At 63.0% G+C, this 22798-nt stretch carries 18 protein-coding genes and 1 pseudogene; 11 read left to right on the top strand and 8 right to left on the bottom strand.

Annotated features, from left to right (window positions below):
• On the top strand, positions 1-975 hold the full coding sequence (locus FFI89_RS09890) for a tripartite tricarboxylate transporter substrate binding protein (RefSeq protein ID WP_168212851.1): 975 nt from the start codon (positions 1-3) through the stop codon (positions 973-975).
• Positions 976-991: 16 nt separating this feature from the next.
• Here the strand turns inward: FFI89_RS09890 and FFI89_RS09885 are convergent, their stop codons facing one another.
• From FFI89_RS09885 to FFI89_RS09870, 4 genes are all read right to left on the bottom strand, one after another.
• Positions 992-2044 (bottom strand): GGDEF domain-containing protein, encoded by a 1053-nt coding sequence (locus FFI89_RS09885; RefSeq protein WP_246669407.1) that lies wholly within the window; start codon positions 2042-2044, stop codon positions 992-994.
• A 245-nt stretch (positions 2045-2289) separates the two neighbouring features.
• On the bottom strand, positions 2290-3393 hold the full coding sequence (locus FFI89_RS09880) for an ABC transporter ATP-binding protein (protein ID WP_138835105.1): 1104 nt from the start codon (positions 3391-3393) through the stop codon (positions 2290-2292).
• Between the two features lie 28 nt (positions 3394-3421).
• Complete coding sequence (locus tag FFI89_RS09875) at positions 3422-4456, bottom strand: ABC transporter substrate-binding protein (RefSeq protein ID WP_246669406.1); 1035 nt, start codon at positions 4454-4456, stop codon at positions 3422-3424.
• A gap of 23 nt (positions 4457-4479) precedes the next feature.
• Positions 4480-6249 carry an iron ABC transporter permease gene (locus tag FFI89_RS09870; RefSeq protein ID WP_246669405.1) on the bottom strand — a complete coding sequence of 590 codons (1770 nt, stop codon included), beginning with the start codon at positions 6247-6249 and terminating at the stop codon, positions 4480-4482.
• Positions 6250-6533: 284 nt separating this feature from the next.
• On the opposite strand from FFI89_RS09870, the gene FFI89_RS09865 reads away from it, so the two are divergent.
• From FFI89_RS09865 to soxA, 8 genes are all read left to right on the top strand, one after another.
• The gene (locus FFI89_RS09865; protein ID WP_138835103.1) at positions 6534-7928 is read left to right on the top strand and encodes an MFS transporter; all 1395 of its coding nucleotides are present in this window, start codon (positions 6534-6536) and stop codon (positions 7926-7928) included.
• A gap of 148 nt (positions 7929-8076) precedes the next feature.
• A complete protein-coding gene (locus tag FFI89_RS09860; RefSeq protein ID WP_138835101.1) occupies positions 8077-8526 on the top strand; it encodes a (2Fe-2S)-binding protein in 450 nt (149 codons plus the stop codon).
• A gap of 10 nt (positions 8527-8536) precedes the next feature.
• Entirely contained in the window at positions 8537-10729 is a 2193-nt protein-coding gene (locus tag FFI89_RS09855) for a molybdopterin cofactor-binding domain-containing protein (protein WP_138835099.1), read from the top strand.
• A gap of 55 nt (positions 10730-10784) precedes the next feature.
• Positions 10785-12059 (top strand): NAD(P)/FAD-dependent oxidoreductase, encoded by a 1275-nt coding sequence (locus tag FFI89_RS09850; RefSeq protein ID WP_138835097.1) that lies wholly within the window; start codon positions 10785-10787, stop codon positions 12057-12059.
• Positions 12052-12507, top strand: a complete 456-nt coding sequence (soxX, locus tag FFI89_RS09845) for a sulfur oxidation c-type cytochrome SoxX (RefSeq protein WP_246669404.1) — start codon at positions 12052-12054, stop codon at positions 12505-12507. Before FFI89_RS09850 ends, soxX begins: the two co-directional genes overlap by 8 nt.
• 9 nt (positions 12508-12516) lie before the next feature.
• The gene (locus FFI89_RS09840) at positions 12517-12996 is read left to right on the top strand and encodes a SoxY-related AACIE arm protein (protein ID WP_138835093.1); all 480 of its coding nucleotides are present in this window, start codon (positions 12517-12519) and stop codon (positions 12994-12996) included.
• Positions 12996-13316, top strand: coding sequence for a thiosulfate oxidation carrier complex protein SoxZ (gene soxZ / locus FFI89_RS09835; RefSeq protein ID WP_138835091.1), 321 nt, complete (start codon positions 12996-12998; stop codon positions 13314-13316). Before FFI89_RS09840 ends, soxZ begins: the two co-directional genes overlap by 1 nt.
• A complete protein-coding gene (gene soxA, locus FFI89_RS09830) occupies positions 13313-14086 on the top strand; it encodes a sulfur oxidation c-type cytochrome SoxA (RefSeq protein ID WP_168212850.1) in 774 nt (257 codons plus the stop codon). Before soxZ ends, soxA begins: the two co-directional genes overlap by 4 nt.
• 68 nt (positions 14087-14154) lie before the next feature.
• Here the strand turns inward: soxA and FFI89_RS09825 are convergent, their stop codons facing one another.
• Complete coding sequence (locus FFI89_RS09825; RefSeq protein ID WP_138835087.1) at positions 14155-14928, bottom strand: ferredoxin--NADP reductase; 774 nt, start codon at positions 14926-14928, stop codon at positions 14155-14157.
• A gap of 155 nt (positions 14929-15083) precedes the next feature.
• Between FFI89_RS09825 and FFI89_RS09820 the strand changes: the two genes are divergently transcribed.
• On the top strand, positions 15084-16283 hold the full coding sequence (locus FFI89_RS09820; protein WP_138835086.1) for an amidohydrolase family protein: 1200 nt from the start codon (positions 15084-15086) through the stop codon (positions 16281-16283).
• Positions 16284-16305: 22 nt separating this feature from the next.
• Here the strand turns inward: FFI89_RS09820 and FFI89_RS34845 are convergent.
• Positions 16306-16443, bottom strand: a pseudogene (locus tag FFI89_RS34845) (transposase); the annotation flags it as partial.
• A 980-nt stretch (positions 16444-17423) separates the two neighbouring features.
• On the opposite strand from FFI89_RS34845, the gene FFI89_RS09810 reads away from it, so the two are divergent.
• Positions 17424-20759 carry an adenylate/guanylate cyclase domain-containing protein gene (locus FFI89_RS09810; protein WP_168212849.1) on the top strand — a complete coding sequence of 1112 codons (3336 nt, stop codon included), beginning with the start codon at positions 17424-17426 and terminating at the stop codon, positions 20757-20759.
• 401 nt (positions 20760-21160) lie between these two features.
• Here FFI89_RS09810 and FFI89_RS09805 read toward each other — a convergent pair whose 3' ends face one another.
• Both FFI89_RS09805 and FFI89_RS09800 read right to left on the bottom strand, forming a co-directional pair.
• Positions 21161-22018 (bottom strand): crotonase/enoyl-CoA hydratase family protein, encoded by an 858-nt coding sequence (locus tag FFI89_RS09805; protein WP_138835082.1) that lies wholly within the window; start codon positions 22016-22018, stop codon positions 21161-21163.
• Positions 22019-22065: 47 nt separating this feature from the next.
• Positions 22066-22440: a hypothetical protein gene (locus FFI89_RS09800; RefSeq protein ID WP_138835080.1), complete on the bottom strand. Its 375-nt coding sequence runs from the start codon at positions 22438-22440 to the stop codon at positions 22066-22068.
• Between the last annotated feature and the right edge of the window lie 358 nt (positions 22441-22798).

Raw genomic sequence — 22798 nt, 5'->3', positions numbered from 1 at the left:
ATGAGCGGACTCAAATCCGCCCTCGGCATAGCCATGGGCCTCACTTTGCTGCTCGGCCACACGGCACAGGCGCAGAGCAACTACCCGAACCGGGCGATCCACATCGTGGTGCCCTACCCCGCCGGCGGCATCGTCGACATCGTCGCCCGCGCGGTTACCGAACAGATCGGCCGTGACTGGAAGCAGACCGTCGTGGTCGAAGCGCGCCCCGGCGCCAACGGCAATATCGGCACCGCGGCGGTCGCGCGCAGCGATCCCGACGGCTACACCTGGCTGGTGACGGGACCAGCGGCGCTGGTCAACCCGACCCTGTACAGGGATGCCGGCTGGCACGCCATGAAGGACCTCAAATGCGTCGGCCTGGCGATCTGGAATCAGAGCGTCGCCGTCGTCAACCCCGCGCTGCCGGTCAAGACGCTCGCTGAGTTCGTCGAACTGGCGCGGAGCAAGCCGGGGCAGCTCAACTTCGGCAATGCCGGCACCGGTTCATCGCTCGATCTGACCGCGCAAAAGCTGTTCCAGGCCGCCAACATCAAGTTGACGAATGTCGGCTACAAGGGCCAGCCGCCGGCGCTGATCGACCTGATCACCGACCTGATGAATTTCGAGATCGTCTCGCTGGCGCTCGCACTGCCGCACATCAAGGAAGGCAAGATCAGGCCGCTGGCCGTCTTCACCGAGAATCGTATTGCCGATCTTCCCGACGTGCCGACCATCGCCGAGGCCGGATATCCCGGCGCGTCCTATGTCTCCTGGTACGGCATCTATGTGCCGGCGGGGACGCCCGACGCGATCGCCGCAAAGATCAACGACGGCATCAACAAGGCGCTGCTCAATCCCGACGTCCAGCGCCAGCTCTCGATCGCCGACATCCCGGGCAAGCCGATGTCACTCGACGAACTGGCCGCGCTGATGAAAGCCGACCACGACAGACTGACAGCGGTGGTCAAGGCGTCGGGGATGACGCCGCAGTAATGCGAGCGGCTGAATATCAGGCCGCGCGCTGCTGTACCGGAACTTCCCCTGATGACGCAGTCGTCGCCACAGCCACATCCTGCGCGAAGACAGACCCGCCGCGCTGGGTCTTGGCCTGGTAGAGCGCCTTGTCGGACCGGGACAGTAACGCCTCGACTGATCCGCCGTCTTCCGGTGACATCGCGACCCCGATGCTGGCGCCGATGACGATGTCGTGGCCTTCGATGCAATAGGGCGCGCTGACCTCTTCGAATATCCGTCGCACCATCCGCTCCGCCTCGCCCCGGCTGGAGACGGACCTCTGCACCAGGATGAACTCGTCACCGCCCATCCGGACGATCAGATCGCCCTGCCCCGCCACCGATTGCAGCCTCGCCGCGACCTGCCTGAGCAAGACGTCGCCGACGGGATGGCCGAAGCGGTCGTTGGCCGCCTTGAAATGATCGAGATCGATGGCGTGGACCACGACGCGCCGGTTGCCACGCTCAGCGACGATCCGCGCCAGATCGATCGCCAGCACCGAACGATTGAGCAGGCCGGTCATCGGATCGGTCCGCGAGAGTTGTTCGAACTGCTGCTTCAGCGTCATCTGGTTGAGCGTCGACTTGTAAGACAAACGCACCATTTCGAAGCTGCCGATCATGAAGATCGTCATCAGCAATCCAAGACCGACGTGGGGCGCATCCAGTCGCTGCAAGAACGCCGTCACGATGACGGGAAAGCCGATCATGCCCAGATCCATGATCGCGGTGATCGGCCGGAGCGAGAGGCGCGAAACGACGCCGGCACCGAAACCGAAGCCAACTCCAATCGCCATGACCGAACAGATCGCGTCTTCGAGCATCAGGCTGCGCGCGGCAAACAGGCCGATGATGAGAGCCATGATGACGCTGCCGCTGGCGTAACGCCATTCCCAGATAACACCTTCGGCACGGGCCAACGGCGTCCCGACGACCCGGCGCCGATAGGCAAATACGTCGAGCGTCCGCATCAACGAAAACACGACACCGAACGCGGTCAGCAAGGCCGTAAGGGTATCACCCGTCTGCCGGGCCGCGATGGTACCCACGATGGCAAGTCCAAAGCCGGTAAGAACAATAGGAACCAACGTTCCATAGAGCGTCGCGATAATTTCCGCATATACGGCATCGGATATAAGCGCAGGTCGAGAATGATCTTTGTCTGAAATAAACATGGCGATCCCCAATTCCGGGGCGACGCTAACGCGGCGTCCGTAAAGTTACGGACCTTCCGATCGATAAAATTGAATCGATTTATGCGATTGGCTGATCGCTAACCATAAGACGGCTGCCGCTACTCATGCGACACCGGTCCGGTGTCGCGATAGGCCCAGCAGCTTTCGCGCGGCAGCGAGACCTGCGTCTCGACGCCGACCTGATGCCGGGCCGCGGTGCCGAGTTCGACCACCTCCAGCCGCCGGCCGAACAGTTCGATACCGTAGGCGGTCTGCGTGCCCTGGTAACGGCGATCGAGCACGCGGGCGGGGAAACTATTGGCGCCGTTACCCTGACCGATCGTGATGTTTTCCGGCCGCAGCGCGATTCTTACCTTGTCGTCCGGCCCGCAGGAATGCAGCAGCGCCACCTCGCCCTGCCTTCCTTCGCCGAAATCGACCATGCCGAATTCGCCCTCGCGCGAAACCAATCTGCCCTCGAGTTCGTTGGTCGCGCCGGTGAAGTTGGCGACAAACAAATCCGCGGGACGGTTGTAGATCTCGTCCGGCGTATCCATTTGCAGCAGCTTGCCGTTGCGCATCACGCCGATGCGGTCGCCGAGCACCACCGCCTCGGCCTGGTCGTGGGTGACGTAGAGCGCGGTCATGCCGGTCTGCTTGAGGATCACGCGCAGGTCATCGCGCAACCGCAGGCGCAGCTTGGCATCGAGATTTGAGAGCGGCTCGTCGAGCAGCAGAAGTTGCGGCCGGTAGACGATGCTGCGCGCCAGCGCCACGCGCTGCATCTGTCCGCCCGACAGCGCCACCACCGGCCGGTCGGCATATTCCGACAGTCCGACCAGCGCGAGCGCTTCATCGACCATGCGGCGGGCTTCCGCCCGGGAGATTTTTCGGTGCTTGAGCGGATAGACCACGTTCTGCCGCACCGTCATATGCGGCCACACCGCATAGGACTGGAACACCATGCCGAGCTCGCGCGAGCGCGGCGGCACCAGAATTCCGCGCTCGGGTGACGACACGATCTTGCCGGCGATGCTGATCTCACCCGACGTCGGGTGCTCGAGGCCGGCAACGCAGCGCAAGGTCGTGGTCTTGCCGCAGCCGGAAGGGCCGAGCAGGACGACGATTTCGCCCGCAGGTACCGAGAAGCTGACGCCGTCGATCGCGGGCCGGCCGATCGCAAACTGCTTGCGCAGGTCGGTTACTTCGAGCGTCGCCGTCATGAACGAACCTTCTTGATGCGCACAACACTCACTGCCGGTAACCGAAGATCTTGTCCCAATCCGCGACCCAAGGGCCGTGCAGCTTCACATAGTCGTCGAATTTGGGGTACCAGACCTTGACCACCTTGGGATCGAAGCCTTCGGGATAGACCGGCGGCTCCTTCAGCGACGTCAGATTGCCCAGTTCCTTGATCATGAAGGTCTGCCCCTCCTTCGACAGGCACCAGTTCAGGAACAGCTTTGCCGCATTGGGATGCGTCGCGGTCTTCGGAATGCCGCTGGCATAGGGATTGACCGGAGCGCCCTCGGGCGGAAAGAATATCTTGATGGGCGCACCGTCCTTCTGCTTCGGATAAATTGCGTTGTAGAGCAACGGACCCATCGCCACCTCGCCCCGCACCAGCGAGTCCGACATCGGTGCGCCCGACGGATACAGGATCGGGTGGGTCGAAGCCTGTTTGGCCCAGTAGTCTTCGCCCAGCACCTGGCGCTCGAACATGATCCGGGTCCAGGTGGTGCCGCCGGACTGCGCGAACACCTGCCCGGTCATCTTGTCATATTGCGGCTTGGTGAGATCCATCCAGCTTTTGGGACCATCCTTCACTAATTCAGTGTTGTAGGCGATCGACCAGACCAGCGTCGCGCGCGGCCAGAGTTTCGGCGAAATCAACGCCTCGGGATTGTAGTCGGCGGCGTTTGGCGGCGCGTAGTCCTGGAACAGGTCTTCCAGCGGTTTCATCAAGGCGCGGTCGGAATGATCGACGACGTCGGCGATCAACTTGCCGGCCGCGGCTTCGGTCTTGACCCGCGTGATCAGCTGGCCGCCGGGCGCACGCACCATCTCGACCTTGATCTCGGGGAAACGCTTGTTGAACTCCTTGATGACGAGCTGTTCGACCTCGGCGAAATTCGCCGTGTAGAACACCAGCTTGCCCTCCGCCTTCGCGGCAGCGATCAAATCGGGCGAGCCGAATTGCTGCGCCTGCGCGAAGGCGCCCGATGCCAGTCCGAAACCGGCGATGCCGGCCAGCGCGATGGCGTTAACGAAGTTCCTTCTGTGCACGGCCAATCCTCCCGTTGATTTCGTTATCCGGTACGCGCGACGCTGCCCTGCGCGGCACCGCGCGACAGCCAGTTGGCGCCCCCGATGAGAACGCCGAGCAGAATCGTCTGCACGATGCTGAACGCGGCGGTCTTGCCGATATTGCCGCCTTCGTAATAGTCGAGCAGCAGCACCGACATCACCATGGTGTTGCTGGTGTAGAGAAACAGCGACGAGCCGAGTTCGCGGATCGCCAGCACGAACAATAGCGTCATCGAGGCGATCACGCCGGGCCGCGCCAGTGGCAGTACGATGGTCCTGATGGTTCCGAGCATGCCCTTGCCGCAGACCCAGGCGGCTTCCTCCAGTTCGCGATGAATTTGCAGGAACGAGGTCGACAGCGCCTTCACCGTATCCGGCATGAAGCGCGCGATGAACGCCAGCGCGAGAATCCAGATCGTGCCGTAGAGCCCGCCGGGCACCCCGATCCACGCCCAGAGATAGGCGACGCCGACCACGAGGCCGGGGATCGCAACCGGCACGGTCGAGATCAGATCGATCCAGCGCCGTCCGGTTACTTGCGTGCGATGAATGGTGTAGCCGATGGCAAATGCGAGCGCACCGCCGACCACCGCCGTGATCACGCCGACCTCGACCGCATTGTAGATCGACCGCATCGTCAGCGGATTGTCGAAGATGCTGTTGAAATGCATCAACGAATATTGCCGCATGTCGAACAGGCTGGCGGCGTCGCGGATGAACATGAACTTGCGGAACGCCGCCACGATCAGCGCCAGCGACGGCAGCACCACCACGATCACGAGGTAGACGATGCCGAGGCCGAAGGTGAACCAGCGCCAACGGCCGAGGTCGAGGCTGCGCGGGCGAAACGCCTTGCCGGCCACCGTGGTGTAGCTGCGGCCGCTCAATACCTTCTGCTGCAGGAACACCAGCCCGCCGGTTACGACCATCAGGATGATCGCGACCGCGGCCGCGGTGTTGTACAGCGGCGGCGACCAGTTGGTGAGCTTGAAGATGTAGGTCGTCAGCACCGCAAGGTTGGTCGGCGCGCCCAGCACCGCCGGAATACCGTAGATGCCGAGCATCACGATGAACGACAGTAGCATGCCCGAGACGATCGCCGGCATGATCAGGGGAAATGTCACCGAGAACAGCGTTGCGAAGGCGCTGGCGCCGGAAATCTCGGCGGCCTCCTCCAGGCTCGGATCCATGTTGCGCAGCGCCGAGGAGGTGAACATGTAGACGTAGGGCGCGTAGTAGATGCCGAACACGAACACCAGCCCGGTCAGCGAATAGAGATCGACGCGCCAGTCGAGCCCGATCCATTTGAACATGGTGTTGATCAGGCCGGTCTTGGGCGAACCCAGGATGGCCCAGGCGACGCCCGCAACCAGCGGCGGCGCGAACAGCGGCAGGATGCTGGCGGCGGCGATAAAACCCTTGAACGGCGTATTGGTGCGAACCACGATCCAGGAAAACAACAGCCCGATCACGACCGCGATCAGGGTACCGCCGCCGCAGGCGATCAGCGTGTTGCGCAAGGCCTCGGCGACATTGGGGTTCGCCAGCACGGTGAGGAAATTCGTGATCGAAAGATGGCTGAGCGAGAAGCCATCGACCACCGGATTGGTGTCGGTGAGCGCGCCCAACAGCAGCATGAAGACGGGATAGATCACCAGAAAGCCGAGGATCGCCAGCAGCAGCGTGACCCAAAGCGCGCTCCACACGCGCCGACGCACGCCCTCACTGGCGCTGTGCGTGATTTCGGTGCGCCGTCCCGCAGGTCCGTGCAAACGCTTCCCCTCGCCGCCGGCCGTCTTTTTTTCGGTCTTGCGGCCGCCGTTGGCCCGGAGCCTAGTCGATCGGCACCCGGGCCGAAAGCTATCCGAAAGTCGGCGGGACGAAATGGCGCGGACGCCGTGAAATCGGTGTCGCTTGGAGACGAACCTGCCCCTTTTCGGGGCCCACGCCGTCTCTTCGCATACGCATCATGCAGCGGCGTGCCTGTGGACCGTCCCGTGTCCGTAGTACACGCCGCGGAGGGCGCGGCCGCGCCGGCGTGGAGAGCCCGATCAAGATGTCGACTGACCTGACCGCAGCGAAGCCGCCCATGGCGGGCAGCGATGGCCTGCCCCCGGAACTCAGGCGCTGGGCGGTCGCGGCGATCTTTACCACGCTGGCGCTGGCCTCGCTGGATACGGCGATTGCCAACATCGCTCTCCCGGCCATTGCCGCCGACCTCAAAGTCAGCGCGGCCGACGTGGTCTGGGTTGTCAACGTCTATCAGATTGCGCTGGTCGCGACCCTGCTGCCGCTCGGCGCACTCGGCGAAATCGTCGGCCATGAGCGGATCTATCTCGGCGGCCTGTTGCTGTTCACGCTGGCCTCGCTCGGCTGCGCCTTTGCCTGGTCATTGCCCAGCCTGACCGCGGCGCGGGCGCTGCAAGGGCTCGGTGCGAGCGGCATCATGAGCGTGAACGCGGCGCTGGTCCGCTTCGTCTATCCGACCCGCATGATGGGCCGCGGCTTCGGCCACAATGCGCTGGTGGTCGGAACCGCCATGACGCTCGGGCCGACGATCGCATCCGCGATCCTGGCGGTCGGAAACTGGCCGTGGCTGTTCGCGATCAACCTGCCGTTCGGCGTGATTGCCGTCGTGATCGGCCTGAAGACGCTGCCGAAGACACCGCGCGCGGTGCACGCGTTCGATTTTCTAAGCGCGACCCTGACCGCAAGCTGCCTCGGCCTCTTCATTATCGGGATCGGCAGCGCGGCGCACGGAGCGCCGCCTGCGCTAGTGGTGGCCGAACTCGTCGGCGCACTAATGCTCGGTTGGTTCCTGACCCGCCGGAATGCCGACCACCCGGCGCCGATGTTGCCAATCGACCTGTTCCAGCGGCCGATGTTCGCGCTTTCGGCGGCCACGTCGGTCTGCTCCTTCTCGGTGCAGGGCCTCGCGATGGTCGCGCTGCCGTTCTACTTCGAGGACGTGCTGATGCGCTCGCAGGTCGAGACCGGTTTTTTCATGACGCCCTGGCCGCTGGTGGTGGCCATGATGGCGCCGATCGGTGGCCGGCTGTCCGACCGCTTTCCGGTCGGCATTCTCGGCGGCCTCGGTCTGGCGCTGCTGGGCGTGGGAATGGTGCTGCTGGCGACGCTTCCCGCCGATCCCGGCACCGCCAACATCGTTTGGCGCATGGTGGTGTGCGGTATCGGATTTGGCTTCTTTCAAACGCCCAATTTGAGGGCACTGATGTCGAGCGCGCCGCCGCATCGCAGCGGCAGCGCGAGCAGCATTGTCGCGACCGCCCGCCTGACCGGACAAACCCTCGGTGCGGCGCTCGCCGCCCTGTGTTTTGCCCTCGGCGGTCACAATGGCGCGACCATTGCGCTGGCGCTCGGCGCCGGCTTTGCCGGACTCGGAAGCCTGATGAGTTTCCTGCGCCTGGCGGTCGCGCCATCGCGAACATGACGGTCATGTAATGAAGCCGCCGCGCAACCCCGGTCCATCAATTTTCTTCCATCTCGCAAGCGCGTATTCTTGATTTGAACTGTTCCAGATTGCAGGCCAACATCGCCTCGCGGCTCTCTCGATGGATTGAGCTAACAGGGGATACGCGATGGCAAACCTCACTATCAACGGTAAATTAATCACGGTGGACGTCGAAGACGACACCCCGCTGCTTTGGGCTATTCGGGAGAATGTCGGACTGACCGGGACCAAATACGGGTGCGGCATTGCACAATGCGGGGCCTGCACAGTCCACATCGACGGCGTTGCGATGCGGTCCTGCGGCATCGCGGTCAGCGAAGCCGTCGGCAAACAGATCACCACCATTGAAGGCCTCGCCGGCAATGGCGCGCTGCACAAGGTGCAGCAGGCCTGGGTGGCCAACGACGTTCCGCAATGTGGCTATTGCCAGAGCGGCATGATCATGGCGGTCGCCGCCCTGCTCAAGGAAAAGCCGAAGCCGACCGACCAGGATATCGACGAGGCCATCACCAATATTTGCCGATGTGGAACCTTTCAGCAGGTTCGCGAGGCCATTCACGCCGCTGCGAACGCCTGAGGAGGATGTCATGAACAAGCACGTCTCACCCAAGCTCAACCGCCGCGCCTTCGTGATCGGCACCGCTGCTGCCGGCGCCGGACTTGCGCTCGGCCTCGACATTCCCTTTGGCGGACCGACCGTGGTCCGCGCCGCCGATGGCTCCCCCGAGGTCAACGCCTGGGTGGTGATCCGCCCCGACGACACCGTCGTGATCCGCATCGCCCGTTCGGAGATGGGTCAGGGCACGCTGACCGGCCTCGCCCAGCTCGTCGCCGAAGAACTCGAATGCGACTGGTCGAAGGTCACGACCGAATACCCGACGCCCGGCCAAAATGTCGCCCGCAAGCGCGCCTGGGGCGATTTCTCGACCGGCGGCAGTCGCGGCATCCGCTCCAGCCAGGACTATGTCCGCAAGGGCGGCGCCACTGCGCGCATGATGCTGGTCCAGGCCGCGGCCAACGAGTGGAAGGTGCCGGCTTCGGAGTGCACGGCATCCAACAGCGTGATCACGCATGCGGCCTCGGGCAAGACCACGACCTATGGCAAGGTGGTGGAGGCCGCGGCGAAACTGACGCCGCCCGCGGACGCCGATATCAAGCTGAAGGATCCCAAGGATTGGAAGATCGCCGGCAAGGGATTGAAGCGGCTCGATACCGTCGACAAGACCACCGGCAAGATGATCTACGGCATCGACGTCAAGCTGCCGGGGATGCTCAATGCCGCCGTCAAGGCCTGCCCTGTCTTCGGCGGCAAGCTGAAAAGCTACGACGAAGCCAAGGTTATGGGCATGAAGGGCGTCAAGAAGGTGGTGAAGGTCGACGACAGCGCGGTCGCCGTCGTCGCCGATACCTGGTGGCACGCCAAGACTGCGCTCGAAGCGCTGCCTGTTGTCTGGGACGAAGGCGACAACGCCAAGGTCTCCAGCGAATCGATCGCCAAATGGCTCGCCGAAGGCCTCGACAATGCCCAGCCGGCCTATGTCGGCAATACCAACGGTGACGCCAAGGCGGCGATTGCCAGCGCCGCCAAGAAGGTCGAGGCGGTCTACAACTATCCCTACCAGAACCACGCCACGATGGAGCCGCTCAACGCGACAGCCGTTTGGAGCGCGGACAAATGCGAGGTCTGGTGCGGCACCCAGAACGGCGAAGCCGCTTTTGCGGCGACGCTGGAGGCTTCCGGGCTTTCGGCCGACAAATGCGACGTGCACAAGCAGATGCTCGGCGGCGGCTTCGGCCGTCGCGGCCAGACCGACTACGTCCGGCAGGCGGTGCTGATCGCCAGGCAAATGCCGGGCACGCCGGTCAAGTTGCTGTGGTCGCGCGAAGAAGACATGCAGCACGGCATGTATCACCCGATCACGCAGTGCAAATTGACCGGGGCCTTCGATGCCGACAATAACCTGATCGCGTTGCATGTCAGGCTGTCCGGCCAGTCCATCCTGTTCACGTTGCGCCCGGCAGCTCTGGAGAACGGCAAGGATCCGGTGGCATTCCAGGGCCTCAACGCGTCCGGCGAGGCGGCCATCGGTTACAGCGTGCCGAATTTGCTGGTCGAGCATTCCATGCGAAATCCGCATGTCCCGCCCGGCTTCTGGCGCGGCGTCAACGTCAATCACAACGCGATCTATCTGGAATGCTTCATGGATGAACTGGCGCAGTCGGTCGGCCAGGATCCGCTGGCGTTCCGCCGCAAGCTGATGTCGAAACACCCGAAGCACCTGGCCGTGCTCAACGCGGTGGCCGAGAAAATCGGCTGGGGCACGCCGGCGCCGCAAGGTGTCTATCGCGGCATCGCCCAGCATATGGGCTATGGCAGCTACGTCGCCGGTGCCGCCGAGATCTCGGTGACCAACGGCAACAAGATCAAGGTGCATCGCATCGTCGCCGCCACCGATCCCGGCTATGCCGTCAATCCGGCGCAGATCGAACGGCAGATCGCGGGCTCCTTCGTCTACGGCCTGTCCGGCCTGTTCTACGGCGGCTGCACCGTGAAGAACGGCGCGATCGAGCAGACCAACTTCGACACCTACAACTCGATGCGGATCGCTGAAATGCCGAAGGTGGAATCGATCGTGATGCCGAGCGGCGGCTTCTGGGGCGGCGTCGGCGAACCCACCATCTGCGTGGCGGGACCGGCGGTGCTCAACGCCTACTTCGCGGCGACCGGCAAGCGCATCCGTTCGGTGCCGTTGCGGGACCAGAATATCAGCTTCGCCTGACAACATGAGCGGCGGCCTGCGCCGGCCGCCGCTCGCTCATTTTCGGATTTAACGCATGGACGTTACGCGCCGGCTGTCGCGCCGGGATGTCGCTCGCGGCATCGCTTCGGCTGCCGCTGCTTCCGCAATGGCGCGTCCTTTGTTCGCGCAGGGCGCGGCGCGCATCGTCGTGATCGGCGGCGGCTTTGGCGGCGCGAGCTGTGCGCGGGCGCTGCGGCAGCTTGATCCAAAACTGCAGGTGACGCTGGTCGAGCCAAATCAAGTGTTTACCGCCTGCCCCTTCAGCAATGAAGTGATCGCGGGATTGCGGGAACTGCCGATGCAGCAGTTCACCTATGACGGGGTCGCCGCCAGCGGCGTGACCGTCGTTGCGCAAGCCGCGGCAAAGATCGATTCCTCGGCGCGCACCGTCACCCTGGCCGACGGTGCTTCGCTCCCCTACGACCGCCTGGTGCTGGCGCCCGGCATCGACCTGCGCTTCGACGCCCTGCCCGGCTACGACGAAACCGCCGCCGCCAAGATGCCGCATGCCTGGAAGGCTGGCGAGCAGACCATGCTTCTTCGCAAACAGATCGAAGCCATGGCTGATGGCGGCACCGTGGTGCTGGCGGTGCCTGCGGCCCCTTTACGCTGTCCGCCGGCGCCTTACGAGCGCGCCAGCCTGATTGCGCACTACCTGAAAAACAAAAAGCCGCGTTCGAAGGTTTTGATTCTCGACGCCAAGGACGGCTTCTCGCAGCAAAAACTGTTCGAGGCCGCCTGGAAGGAATTGTATCCCGGCATGATCGAACGGATCGCGCTGTCGCAAGGCGGCCGGGTGACGTCGGTCGATGCCACGACCAACACCATCGTCACCGATTTCGGCAACTACACCGCCGACGTCGCCAGCGTGATCCCGCCGCAGAAGGCGGGCCGCATCGCCGAAATCGCAGGCGCCGCCGACAACACCGGCTGGTGCCCGATCGATCCCGTCAGCTTTGCCTCGAAACTGGTGCCCAACATTCATGTCATCGGCGACGCCTGCATCGCTGGACAACTGCCGAAATCGGCCTCCGCCGCGCAGGCGCAAGGCAAGGCCTGCGCCGCTGCGATCGTGAACATGATGTCCGGCAAGCCGCCGGAGACGCCCCGGCTGACCGGAGCCTGCTACAATACGGTCGAACCCGGCTACGCGTTCTCGCTGTCGGGCATCTATCTGCCCAAAGACGGGCAGTTCGCCGAGGTCGAGAGCGCGACAAGCCCCGTCGATGCGCCGCGCGAGGAGCGCCGGCGTGAAGCGGAGCGTGCGGACAACTGGTTCAAGACGATCACGGTGGATATCTTTGGTTAGGGCAATCCAGATCGCGGGCGCATGGCTCGGGGCGGCGTGGCTGGCGCTGCCGTTGCCGGCCGGCGCACAGGCCTTGCGCTCCTACAAGATTGTCGGCGACGCCATTCCGGAGCGGCTCACGGCCACCCCGGGCGACGCAGCGCGCGGGCGCGTGCTGGTGGTCGAACGCTCGAGCACGTGCATTCTCTGTCATAGCGGCCCGTTTCCGGAACTGAAGTTCCAGGGCGATCTGGCCCCCAGCCTCGCCGGTTCCGGCAGCCGCTGGTCGGAGGGTCAGCTTCGGCTCAGGCTGGTGGACGCCTCGCATCTCAATGCCGCGACAATCATGCCGTCCTATTATCGCACCGACGGGCTCGACCGTGTCGGACCCTCCTGGCGCGGCAAGCCGATCCTGTCGGCTGAACAGATCGAGGATATCGTGGCGTATCTTGCAAGCCTGCGCGACTAGGACATGACGATGCACCGACCGCCCCATTCGACCCGTCGCCAGTTCCTCGGCCTCGCCGGCGCCGCCGCCGTGGCTGGCGCGGCGCCGGTCGTTACGCTGCGGCCCGCCGAAGCCACGCCGGCGATGCTGGCTTCCGCGATCCGCCAGATCGTGGGCGAAGCCGTGGTGCGCGCCGGCAAGGTCAAGCTCGAGGTGCCGCCGCTGGTCGAGAACGGCAATACCGTGCCGCTGACGGTCAGTGTCGACAACCCGATGACACCCGAGAACCACGTCAAGAGCATCCACGTCTTCAACGAGAAGAACCCGCAACCCAATGTCGGCAATTTCTATCTCGACCAAAATGCCGGCCGGGCGCAGGTCTCGACCCGGATTCGCCTCGCCGACAGCCAGAAGATCACAGCGATTGCAAAGCTTTCGGACGGATCGTTCTGGTCCGCCAGCGCCGACATCATCGTGACGCTGGCGGCCTGCACCGAGGAGGTGATCTGATGGCTTCCGCTTTGATCAACGTTCCAGCGAAAGCGAAGCGCGGCGACATCATCGAGATCAAGACGCTGATGTCGCACATCATGGAGACCGGCTATCGCCATACGGCGTCAGGCGAAATCGTGCCTCGCGATATCATCACCAGCTTCACGTGCCGCTATAACGGCAACGAGATCTTCCGCGCCGACCTGTTTCCCGCGATCGCCGCCAACCCGTTCATCAGCTTCTTCACCACCGCGACCGCAAGCGGCAAGTTCGAGTTCGAATGGATCGGCGACAACGGCTTTTCCGAAACCGGCTCCGCCTCGATCACGGTCGAATGAGACCGCTAGGGGCCATACTCGCCGCGCTGCTGGTGGCGGGTTCCGCCGGCGCCGCCGATATCCCGCAAGCCGAACGCCGCTCCGGCTACAGCTTCATGACTGATGACACCAAGGCGATGCAGGACGACGAGTCCGCCAATCCCGGCATGCTCTGGGTGCTCGACGGCGAAGCACTGTGGAAGCGAAAAGTCGGTTCCGCCGACAAGGCCTGTGCCGATTGCCACAGCGACGCCGGCACCAGCATGAAGGGTGTCGCCGCGCATTATCCCGCTTTCGACAAGGCGCTTGGCCGTCCCGTCGATCTGGAACAGCGCATCAACCTGTGCCGCACCAACCATCAGCAGGCGTCACCGCTGGCCTATGAGAGCCGCGACCTGCTGGCGCTGACCGCCTTCGTCGCCCGGCAGTCGCAGGGCAAAGCGATCGAAACCGGCAGCGATCCGCAGCTCGAACCGTTCATCGCCAAAGGACGCGAGCTGTTCATGCAGCGCCAGGGCCAGCTCAATCTCGGCTGCGCCAACTGCCATGACGACAACTGGGACAAGCGGCTGGCCGGATCGGCGATCACGCAGGCCCACCCGACGGGATATCCGCTCTACCGGCTGGAGTGGCAATCGCTGGGATCGCTGCAGCGGCGCCTCCGCGCCTGCATCACCGGGGTGCGCGCGCAGGCGTATGACTATGGCACACCGGAGCTGGTGGAACTCGAACTGTACCTGATGTCGCGGGCGCGAGGCATGCCGATGGAGGCACCGGCGGTCAGGCCTTAGGACGGCCCAAACCCAAAATCGCGAAAACAACCCCATGCAAAGTAGAATGGCACGCCAAAAAGAGCGCCTTACCGCTCCGCGAATGCCTTCTCGACCACGAACTGCGCCGGCTGGCCGTGATTGCCTTCGACAAACCCCTTGCCGTTGAGCAGGGTGCGGGTGTCCGTCACCAGCGCCGGGCTGCCGCAGATCATGACGCGGTCGTGCACGGGATCGAGCGAGGCCAGCCCGATATCGCCGAACAGCTTGCCCGAATTGATCAGGTCGGTGATCCGGCCGCGGTTGCGGAAGGGATCGCGCGTAACGGTCGGGTAATAGATCAACTGGTTGCGGATGTAGTCGCCGATCAACTCGTCGTTCGGCAACTTCTCGGTGATCATTTCGCCATAGGCGAGTTCGGCGACGCGGCGGCAGCCATGCAGCAGCACCACCTTCTCGAACCGCTCATAGGTCTCGGGATCCTTGATCACGCTCAGGAACGGCGCCAGCCCGGTGCCGGTGCCGATCAGGTAGAGGTTTCGGCCGTCTTCGAGGTTGTCGATGACGAGGGTGCCGGTGGCCTTGCGGCTGACGATGATCTCGTCGCCCTGCTTCAGGTGCTGCAGGCGCGAGGTCAGCGGCCCGTCCTGCACCTTGATCGAGAAGAATTCCAGCCGGTCCTCGTAATTGGCGCTGGCGACGCTGTAGGCGCGCAGCAGCGGCTTCTCGCCGACCTTCAACCCGATCATGGTGAACTCGCCGTTCCTGAAACGAAACGAGGGATCGCGCGTGGTGGTGAAGGAGAACAGCGTGTCGGTCCAGTGGTGGACGCTCAAAACGCTTTCCTGGTTGAAATTGCTCATCGTCAGTTTCCTTGACGTGCGGGCCGGTTTGGCGGCAAAATCATTTGTATACGATCATTCGTATACGAATGAATAATCCTTCTTGATCCCGGCGTCAAGCCGCGGGCAAGATGGCGTCCGGCGCTCCGAAGGCATTGAACAACAAGGACAAAACCATGGCCCATGACGCACCCCAGGCTACCGGCCCGAGCAAGCTGGTGATCCGCAATATCGGGTTGTTGCTGTCAGGGGCCCTGGAGAAGCCGATCCTGGATGCGGACACCATCGTGGCCGAGAACGGCAAGATATCGGCGATCGGCCGGCTGAAGGACGTCGACACCGAGGGCGCCACCACCGTCGTCAATGCCAACTGCACCACGGTTGCCCCCGGCCTGATCGACAGCCACGTCCATCCCGTCGCCGGCGACTGGACGCCACGGCAGAACCAGATCAACTGGATCGACAGCTATCTGCATGGCGGCGTCACCACCATGATCTCCGCGGGCGAAGTCCACATGCCCGGCCGTCCGCGCGATGTCATCGGCCTGAAGGCGATGGCGATCTTCGCGCAGCGCTCGTTCTGGACGCTGCGGCCCGGCGGCGTGAAGGTGCATGCCGGCGCGCCGGTGATCGAATGCGAGATGGTCGAGGACGACTTCAAGGAATTGGCCGCCGCCGGCGTCAAGCTGCTCGGCGAAGTCGGCCTCGGCGGCGTCAAGGACGGACCGACCGCGCGCAAGATGGTGGGCTGGGCGCGCAAATACGGCATCCAGAGCACCATCCATACCGGCGGGCCTTCGATCCCCGGCTCCGGCCTGATCGACAAGGACGTGGTGCTGGAAGCCGACACCGACGTGGTCGGTCACATCAATGGCGGCCACACCGCGCTCCCCGACGACCAGATCCGCTGCATCTGTGAAGGCTGCAAACGCGGTCTCGAGCTGGTTCACAACGGCAACGAACGCTCGGCACTGTTCACCCTGCGGATCGCGCGCGAGATGGGCGACCTTAATCGCGTCATTCTCGGCACCGACGCGCCGGCCGGCTCCGGCGTGCAGCCGCTCGGAATCCTGCGCATGGTGTCGCTATTGTCGTCGCTCGGCGAACTGCCGGCGGAAATCGCGTTCTGCCTCGCCACCGGCAACACCGCCCGGATGCGTGAGCTGGATTGCGGGATCATCGAGGTCGGCCGCTCGGCGGACTTCGTCATCATGGACATGGCGCAGCATTCGCCGGGCAGGAACATCCTGCACAGCGTGCAGCTCGGCGACCTCCCCGGCATCGGCATGACCATCATCGACGGCATCGTCCGCACCCAGCGCAGCCGCAACACCCCGCCGGCGGGACGGGTGCCGGAGATCGTGAGTGGACATTAGTTAGGGGAGCGGACTCATCAAGGCGCAGCCATAGCCTGATTGACGCGAGTTGAACGAGGGTTAGATAGTTGGCGGCAAGCCTATCATAGCGCGTCGCCACCCGACGGCATCGTTTGATCCTGTCGAAGAACCGCTCGACCCGGTTGCGAGCGCGGTAGAGATACGGGCTGAAGCAGATCGGATCGGTGCGATCGCTTTTCGGTAGGATGTTGGCCCACGCCCTTCTTCACGGTGCCGCTAACCGTGCTCACGCGCGCCGACGAGGTGATTGAATAACTCATTGACTTCCGGTGCTGGCACGAAACGGACGAGCAGGGCAGGTGTGACGATGTCCGTTCAACGGTAGACCGGACGTGAGGGCTGTAGAACGTTCGATCCTCTACACCGACCAGCCCAACGCGCTTCGATAGTCAATTCGAACGTGCTTCGCTGCGCGCGCTCTCAGGGAGCGATGAAGACCCCTACGCCAATCATTGCAAGCGAGAGACTGATGATCAACAGGTCGGTCTGAAGCCAATTAGGGATTCTATGACGGGTCATAGTTGCGTCCTCCGTGCCGACGAACGGTACCAAATCGCGCAGGCTTGGCGTGTGAAATGGTTCACGCGTGCGCGAGAGAACATCCAAACGGAACCCCTTATCGGCATTGGGAACGCGGCACCGACATGGGCCCCGGGCCGCATTTTCCCGATTCGAAATATGATCCTGAGGCGCGTGCCGCTCGCCCCCAGCTAAGACCCCCATCGGAGGTTCATCGTCCGGCGCTCAAAGGTTCAATCGAAATTGCTTGTCTGAGTAACATGGTACTGATCATTTGTTGCCCGATAGCGGAGATGGCGGAGACTTTCATTGATCCACTCGATCGGGCGCGTGTCCGCATCAGTGAGAATATCTAAACGCTTCGAGTGGGTTCCGCGCCGCGGTGAAACGGCGCGTCCGGCAATCCAGAGATTTTGCATTCTTTCATTGCTCTCTTGAGTAGCGGATTTTTTGACTGGGAACCATCCGGAACAATCGTAAGACAAGGACCGTCGGAATTGCCGCAGACAGTGCGTGCCATCGAGGAAACATTGGGATATTTTTACGTTACTGTGGTCCAAAATATGGGGCTGGCCGCCAACCAGACAGCGGGTGGTGCCAATGCAGCAGATTGCGGACTGGCTTGAGAAGCTGGGCCTTGGTCAATACGCGCTGCGTTTTGCCGAGAACGGGATTGATCTTGCTGTCCTTCCCGAACTGACGGATCAGGACTACGACAGATTAGGCGTCCTGCTTGGTCATCGTCGTAAAATGCTGCGCGCGATAGCCGAACTCAAGCAAGCCGAACTGGTCTCCGAGCCGGCTGTCCGGCGCGATGCCGAGCGACGCCACCTCACCATCATGTTCTGCGACCTGGTCGGATCGACTGCACTCTCGGCGCGTCTCGATCCCGAGGAGATGTGGGAGGTGATCCGTGCCTATCGAGCCGCCTGCGCGAGGGTCATTGCTAGTTATGACGGCATTATCGCTAGGTTCGTGGGTGACGGAATTCTGGCTTACTTCGGCTATCCCAGCGCGCACGAGGATGACGCCGAGCGCGCCGTGCGGGCGGGGCTCGACATTATCACCGCAATAGGCCCGCTTGAAACGCGCGCGATACAGCGGGTCGAAGTGCGGGTCGCGATCGCAAGTGGGCTTGTGGTTGTGGGCGACCTCATCAGCGAAGGGACGTCCGAAGAGCGAGCGCTGGTCGGCGACACCCCGAACCTCGCTGCGCGGCTCCAGAGCCTGGCGGAGCCGGGGGCGCTTGTCGTGGCGGATTCGACACGCCAACTGCTTGGCGATCTGTTCACGTTTCGCAGCCTCGGCCGCCGCGAGGTCAAGGGCATCTCCGAGCCCATCGCAGTCTGGGCGGTAGAAGGCGGAGCCGCATCGGAAAGCCGCTTCGAGGCGGTGCGAACTGGGCGCTCGATCGGCTTTGTCGGCCGCAGAGCAGAGATCGAAATAGCGCTCTCGCGCCAGCAACTGGCGTGGCAGGGCCAGGGCCAAGTGGTGTTGATTTCCGGCGAGGCCGGAATCGGCAAGTCGCGCCTTGTTGCAACGCTGTCAGAGACTCCTGCATTGGGGGCACACCGGCGGGTGCGTTATCAGTGCTCACCCTACCATACCAACAGTGCGCTTCATCCCTTTGTCGCTCAACTTGAACGCGCGGCCGGCATCGGGTCGCAGGACACGCAAGAGCAAAAGCTCGACAAGCTTGAGGCAATGCTTGCGCTTGGAACGCAGCAGGTGGCCAAAGCGACGCCGCTCATCGCCGCTCTGCTTTCGATCGCAACCGGCGAACGCTATCCGCCGCTCGGCTTGAATCCAGTACAGCAACGGCGACAGACATTCGTCACCCTTCTCGATCAGCTCGAAGGGTTGGCACGGCGGCAACCCGTTCTGGTTGTCTGCGAGGACATGCATTGGGCCGATGCCACGACGCTTGAGCTGTTCGATCTCACGGTCGAGCGAATCAGGGGGCTGCCGATACTCGTGCTGATGACCTTTCGGCCCGAGTTCGAGCCGCCCTGGGTGGGGCTTCCGAACGTCAGCCTGCTACGGCTGGATCGGCTTGACCGGCAGGACGCGCGGGCTCTAGTCGAGCAGCTGGCAGTCGGTCGACAGCTCCCGGGCGAAATGATGACGCACATCATCGAGAGGACTGATGGTATCCCGCTGTTCGTCGAGGAATTGACCAAGATGATATTGGAATCCGGGCTGCTAGTGAAAGATGCCGGACGCTATCGCCTCGATAGTCCGCTCCCGCCGCTCGCCATTCCCGCGACTCTGCAGGACTCGCTGATGGCCCGGCTCGACCGGCTGGCGCCTGTCAAGGAGGTGGCGCAGATAGGCGCTGCGATTGGCCGCGAGTTCTCATTTACGCTGCTGCGATGTGTAGCAGGACGCGATGATTTGACGTTGCGCGCCGCGCTGGCACAACTCGAAGAAGCCGAGCTGCTCATGCGCCATGGCGCGCCGCCGGAAGCACGCTATGGCTTTAAGCATGCGCTCGTTCAGGAAGCGGCCTACGAGAGCATGCTGAAGAGCCGGCGGCTACGGCTCCATAAGCAAATTGGCGATGTCCTGCGCGACAAGTTTCCGGACATCGGCGAGACCGAGCCGGAAATCCTGGCCTATCATTTCACGGAAGCGGGGTTGGGCGAGGTAGCGCTCGGGTGGTGGCATAAGGCCGGCCAGCAAGCCCTTAAGCGCTCGGCATATTCCGAAGCAGTCGCACATCTTGCCAAGGCCGTCGCGATCGCTGACGGGTTGCCTGATGAGCCTGGCCGCATCATGAGCCGGCTCAATCTCCAAATTGCATATAGCCGCGCGCTGCGGGGAAGCCTTGGGCACAGCGCGACTGAAACGGTGGCCGCATGGACGCGCGCCCGACAGTTCGCAGCTGACATCAATGATCCGGTCGAACTGGCGCCTATCCATTCGGGCTTGTTCAACGCTTGCTTGACTCACGGCGAGATCGCGCCGATGCGGGAACTGGTGGACGCAATAGTGAGCGCCGCCAACCGGCGACCGGAGTCGCCGGTGGCTGCAGTCATCGCACATTGGACTAGCGGGGTGACCTGTTGGTTCGCCGGCGATTACCTGAATGCGAACGTGCATCTTGAGCGGGCCCTCGAGATTTACGGCGCCGAGCCGAATCCAGAGACCTTCAGGGCGTCTACGCTGGACCTCCCGTTCGTCATCATGAGGTTTCTTGCCCTGGTGCTTTGGCCGATCGGGAAGATCGATAGAGCGCGCCGGCTCGCCGCGGCAGCGGTGAGTGTTTCGGGAGAAAAGCGAGCGCTGTCGCAAGCCAATGCGCTCGTTCATAAGGCCGTCTTCGACGGACTATGCGGGGGTATGTTGCAGCAAACGGAGACAATCCTTGCCCTCGCTCTCGCCCGCGAACATACAATGCCGTTGTATGTCGCCGCCGGGACCTACCTGAACGGCCTTGCAAAGTGGCGCGCCGGCCAGATGGAAGGACTCATTGAAATGCGCCGCGGCTGGACCTTGCTGAATGAAAATGATTGCTACCTTTGTGAGCCATTCTGGGGGATGCATGTTGCCCTGGCGAACGCAGAAGCAGGGCAACTCGAGACCGGGCTGGAAATTGTGCGCGAGTTGATCACCTGGACGAAACAATCCGGCCAGCATTGGCTCGATGCCGAACTGCATCGTGTCCAGGGAGAGCTCTTGATGCGTTGCGACCCACCGAACGATTCCATGATCGAAGATGCCTTCAACAGGGCACTTGAAATCGCGCGCGTCCAGCAGACGAAGACTTTCGAATTGCGCAGCGCGCTTGGACTGGTGCGCCTCTACGTCAGGAATGGTCGAGCGGCGCCCGTATGCGAACTGCTCGGGCCAATCCTAGTCGATCTCGAAACAGGGCAGTATCTCCCAGAAAGGGAAGAGGCGGAGATGCTGCTTCGACGCAGGCACATTAAGTAAATCGGCAAGTAAATCGGCGAGCCGTTTGACGGTCAATCGGAGTCCAACGCAGACCCGCCTCGACGTTATCCCAAGCTATGTCACGCCGAGAGACCACAGAGGCTCGGCGAGTTCCGCACCAGGCTGGTCAAGGAAGGCCTCAACCTGGCCTATCATGGTACCCGAGCGGAGAAACCTGACTTCAGCTTAACGCTCACGCACGACTTCTTGACGCCTCGGCCTGACGCGGGCTGCCGCTCGATGTGATTGAGCAACCGCTTTTTGCTGCGGTGCATGGGTCTCTTGTTGACCCATCGCCACATTTGCTGCGGTTGCACAAAGGCGGTCGCGGCCGGAGCAAAGCGGACATCGCGAACGATTTATGAGTCCGCATCCTGGTTTTCGCGGGCTACCAATCCCGCTTATCGGTTTTGCGTGATCGGTTGATTGGTGGTCCAGTCGAAAGTGCCTTGATCGCGCTCGTCCACCGCGTGCTTCCAGCCCATTTCCTCCGACCGCCGCTTGAAGTTCAAGCCCTCGGGGGAATGCCGGGTGATGCCGTCGAACAGGGTCGCGACCATCTGCGTGCCCATGAGACCCATGTTGTAGAGCGCCTGGTTGACCATCAGCTTCTGCATCATGAGCTGGTTCTGCGGCACGGTTGCGATCCGGTGCGCGAGCGCGTCGACTTCGTCGTCCAGCCGATCGGCCGGAACGGCCTTCAGCACGAGACCCAGCGCGGCCGCCTCTGTCCCGGTGATCTTGTCGCCGGTGAACAACATCCGCTTGGCTTTTTCGGCACCCAGCCGATAGACCCACATCGCCGTCGTCGGACAGCCCCAGACGCGTACGGGCGGATAGCCGATGCGCGCATCTTCCGCCATGACGATCATGTCTGAACAGAGCGCGATGTCGGAGCCGCCGGCCACCGCAAAACCCTGAACCTTGCAGATCACCGGCCGCTTCGAGCGGAACAGACTCATGAACTTGTTGGTGTTGTCGGCCATGCCGGCGTAATCCTTCATCGGATCCCACGGCATCTCCTGCGTATAGCGGTTGGCTGCATCTCCGGAGGCGTAAGCGCTCAAGTCGTATCCGGCACAGAATGCCCGGCCGGCGCCTGCGAGCACGATCACATGCGCTCCCGCATCGTTGTCGGCACGTGCGACCGCATCGGCGAGCGCGTCCGGCAACTCGTCATCGATCGCATTCATGACTTCCGGCCGGTTCAGCGTAATGCGCGCAATGCGGCCGTCGCGCTCGTAGATGACTTTGGGCATGGGAATCCTCCGATCAACGCTGCACAACCACGTCAGCGAGACGAGAGTTAATCAGGTCTTCGCACGCAACGCACGTAGGTCTGGCGCCTGGCCTGCCCGACCGGCCCGTTGTCGATCACCAGTTTGCCGTCGGTCGCGATCGAGACCCGCGGGCTGGATTTGAATTTCTCGCCCTCGCCTTCGCAGGACAGCCGCATCTTCCAGGCGCGATCGCCGTCAGGCTTGATTTCGCCGGCGCGGCACCGCATCTCGTTCCAATAAAGGCGGTTGCCGCCCTCGATGCTCATGCGGTTGGCGCTGTCCTGGTCGGCGCAATCCGTTTTGGTCGACGCCCAAAACCCTTCGTAGGGCTGTGCCGCCGATGCCACGCCGCACCCGGCGATGAAGACCAATCCCGCCGTCAGCAACGACAACACTCTCATTGAAGGAATCCCGAAGAAATTGCTTGTCTGAATTAGTCGCGCCTCAGCGCAACTTTGTTCAACGACACGCGGCCCGTCGGATGGGTGCCGGAGATTGTGAGCGGACACCAACCGCAAGACCTCATCCTGAGGAGCCGCGAAGCGGCGTCTCGAAGGATGAATGGCACCAGCGGGGCCGCATGGTTCGAGACGGCGCTACGCGCCTCCTCACCATGAGGGACAAATCACCGCAATTTGTTGGTGCGGCCTTGTCGGCCTCCGCGGGATTGGAGCCCGCATCGTTTCTTTCACCGGACGGCATTGGGGTGTATGGTCACGAGAAGCGAACCCAGCCGGCGGCACTCGCAAGAGGAATCAA

It is taken from the genome of Bradyrhizobium sp. KBS0727 (genome assembly GCF_005937885.2).
Lineage (GTDB): Bacteria > Pseudomonadota > Alphaproteobacteria > Rhizobiales > Xanthobacteraceae > Bradyrhizobium.
Note: the sequence above shows the minus strand (reverse complement) of the source record. Positions and strands in the feature narration are given on the sequence as shown.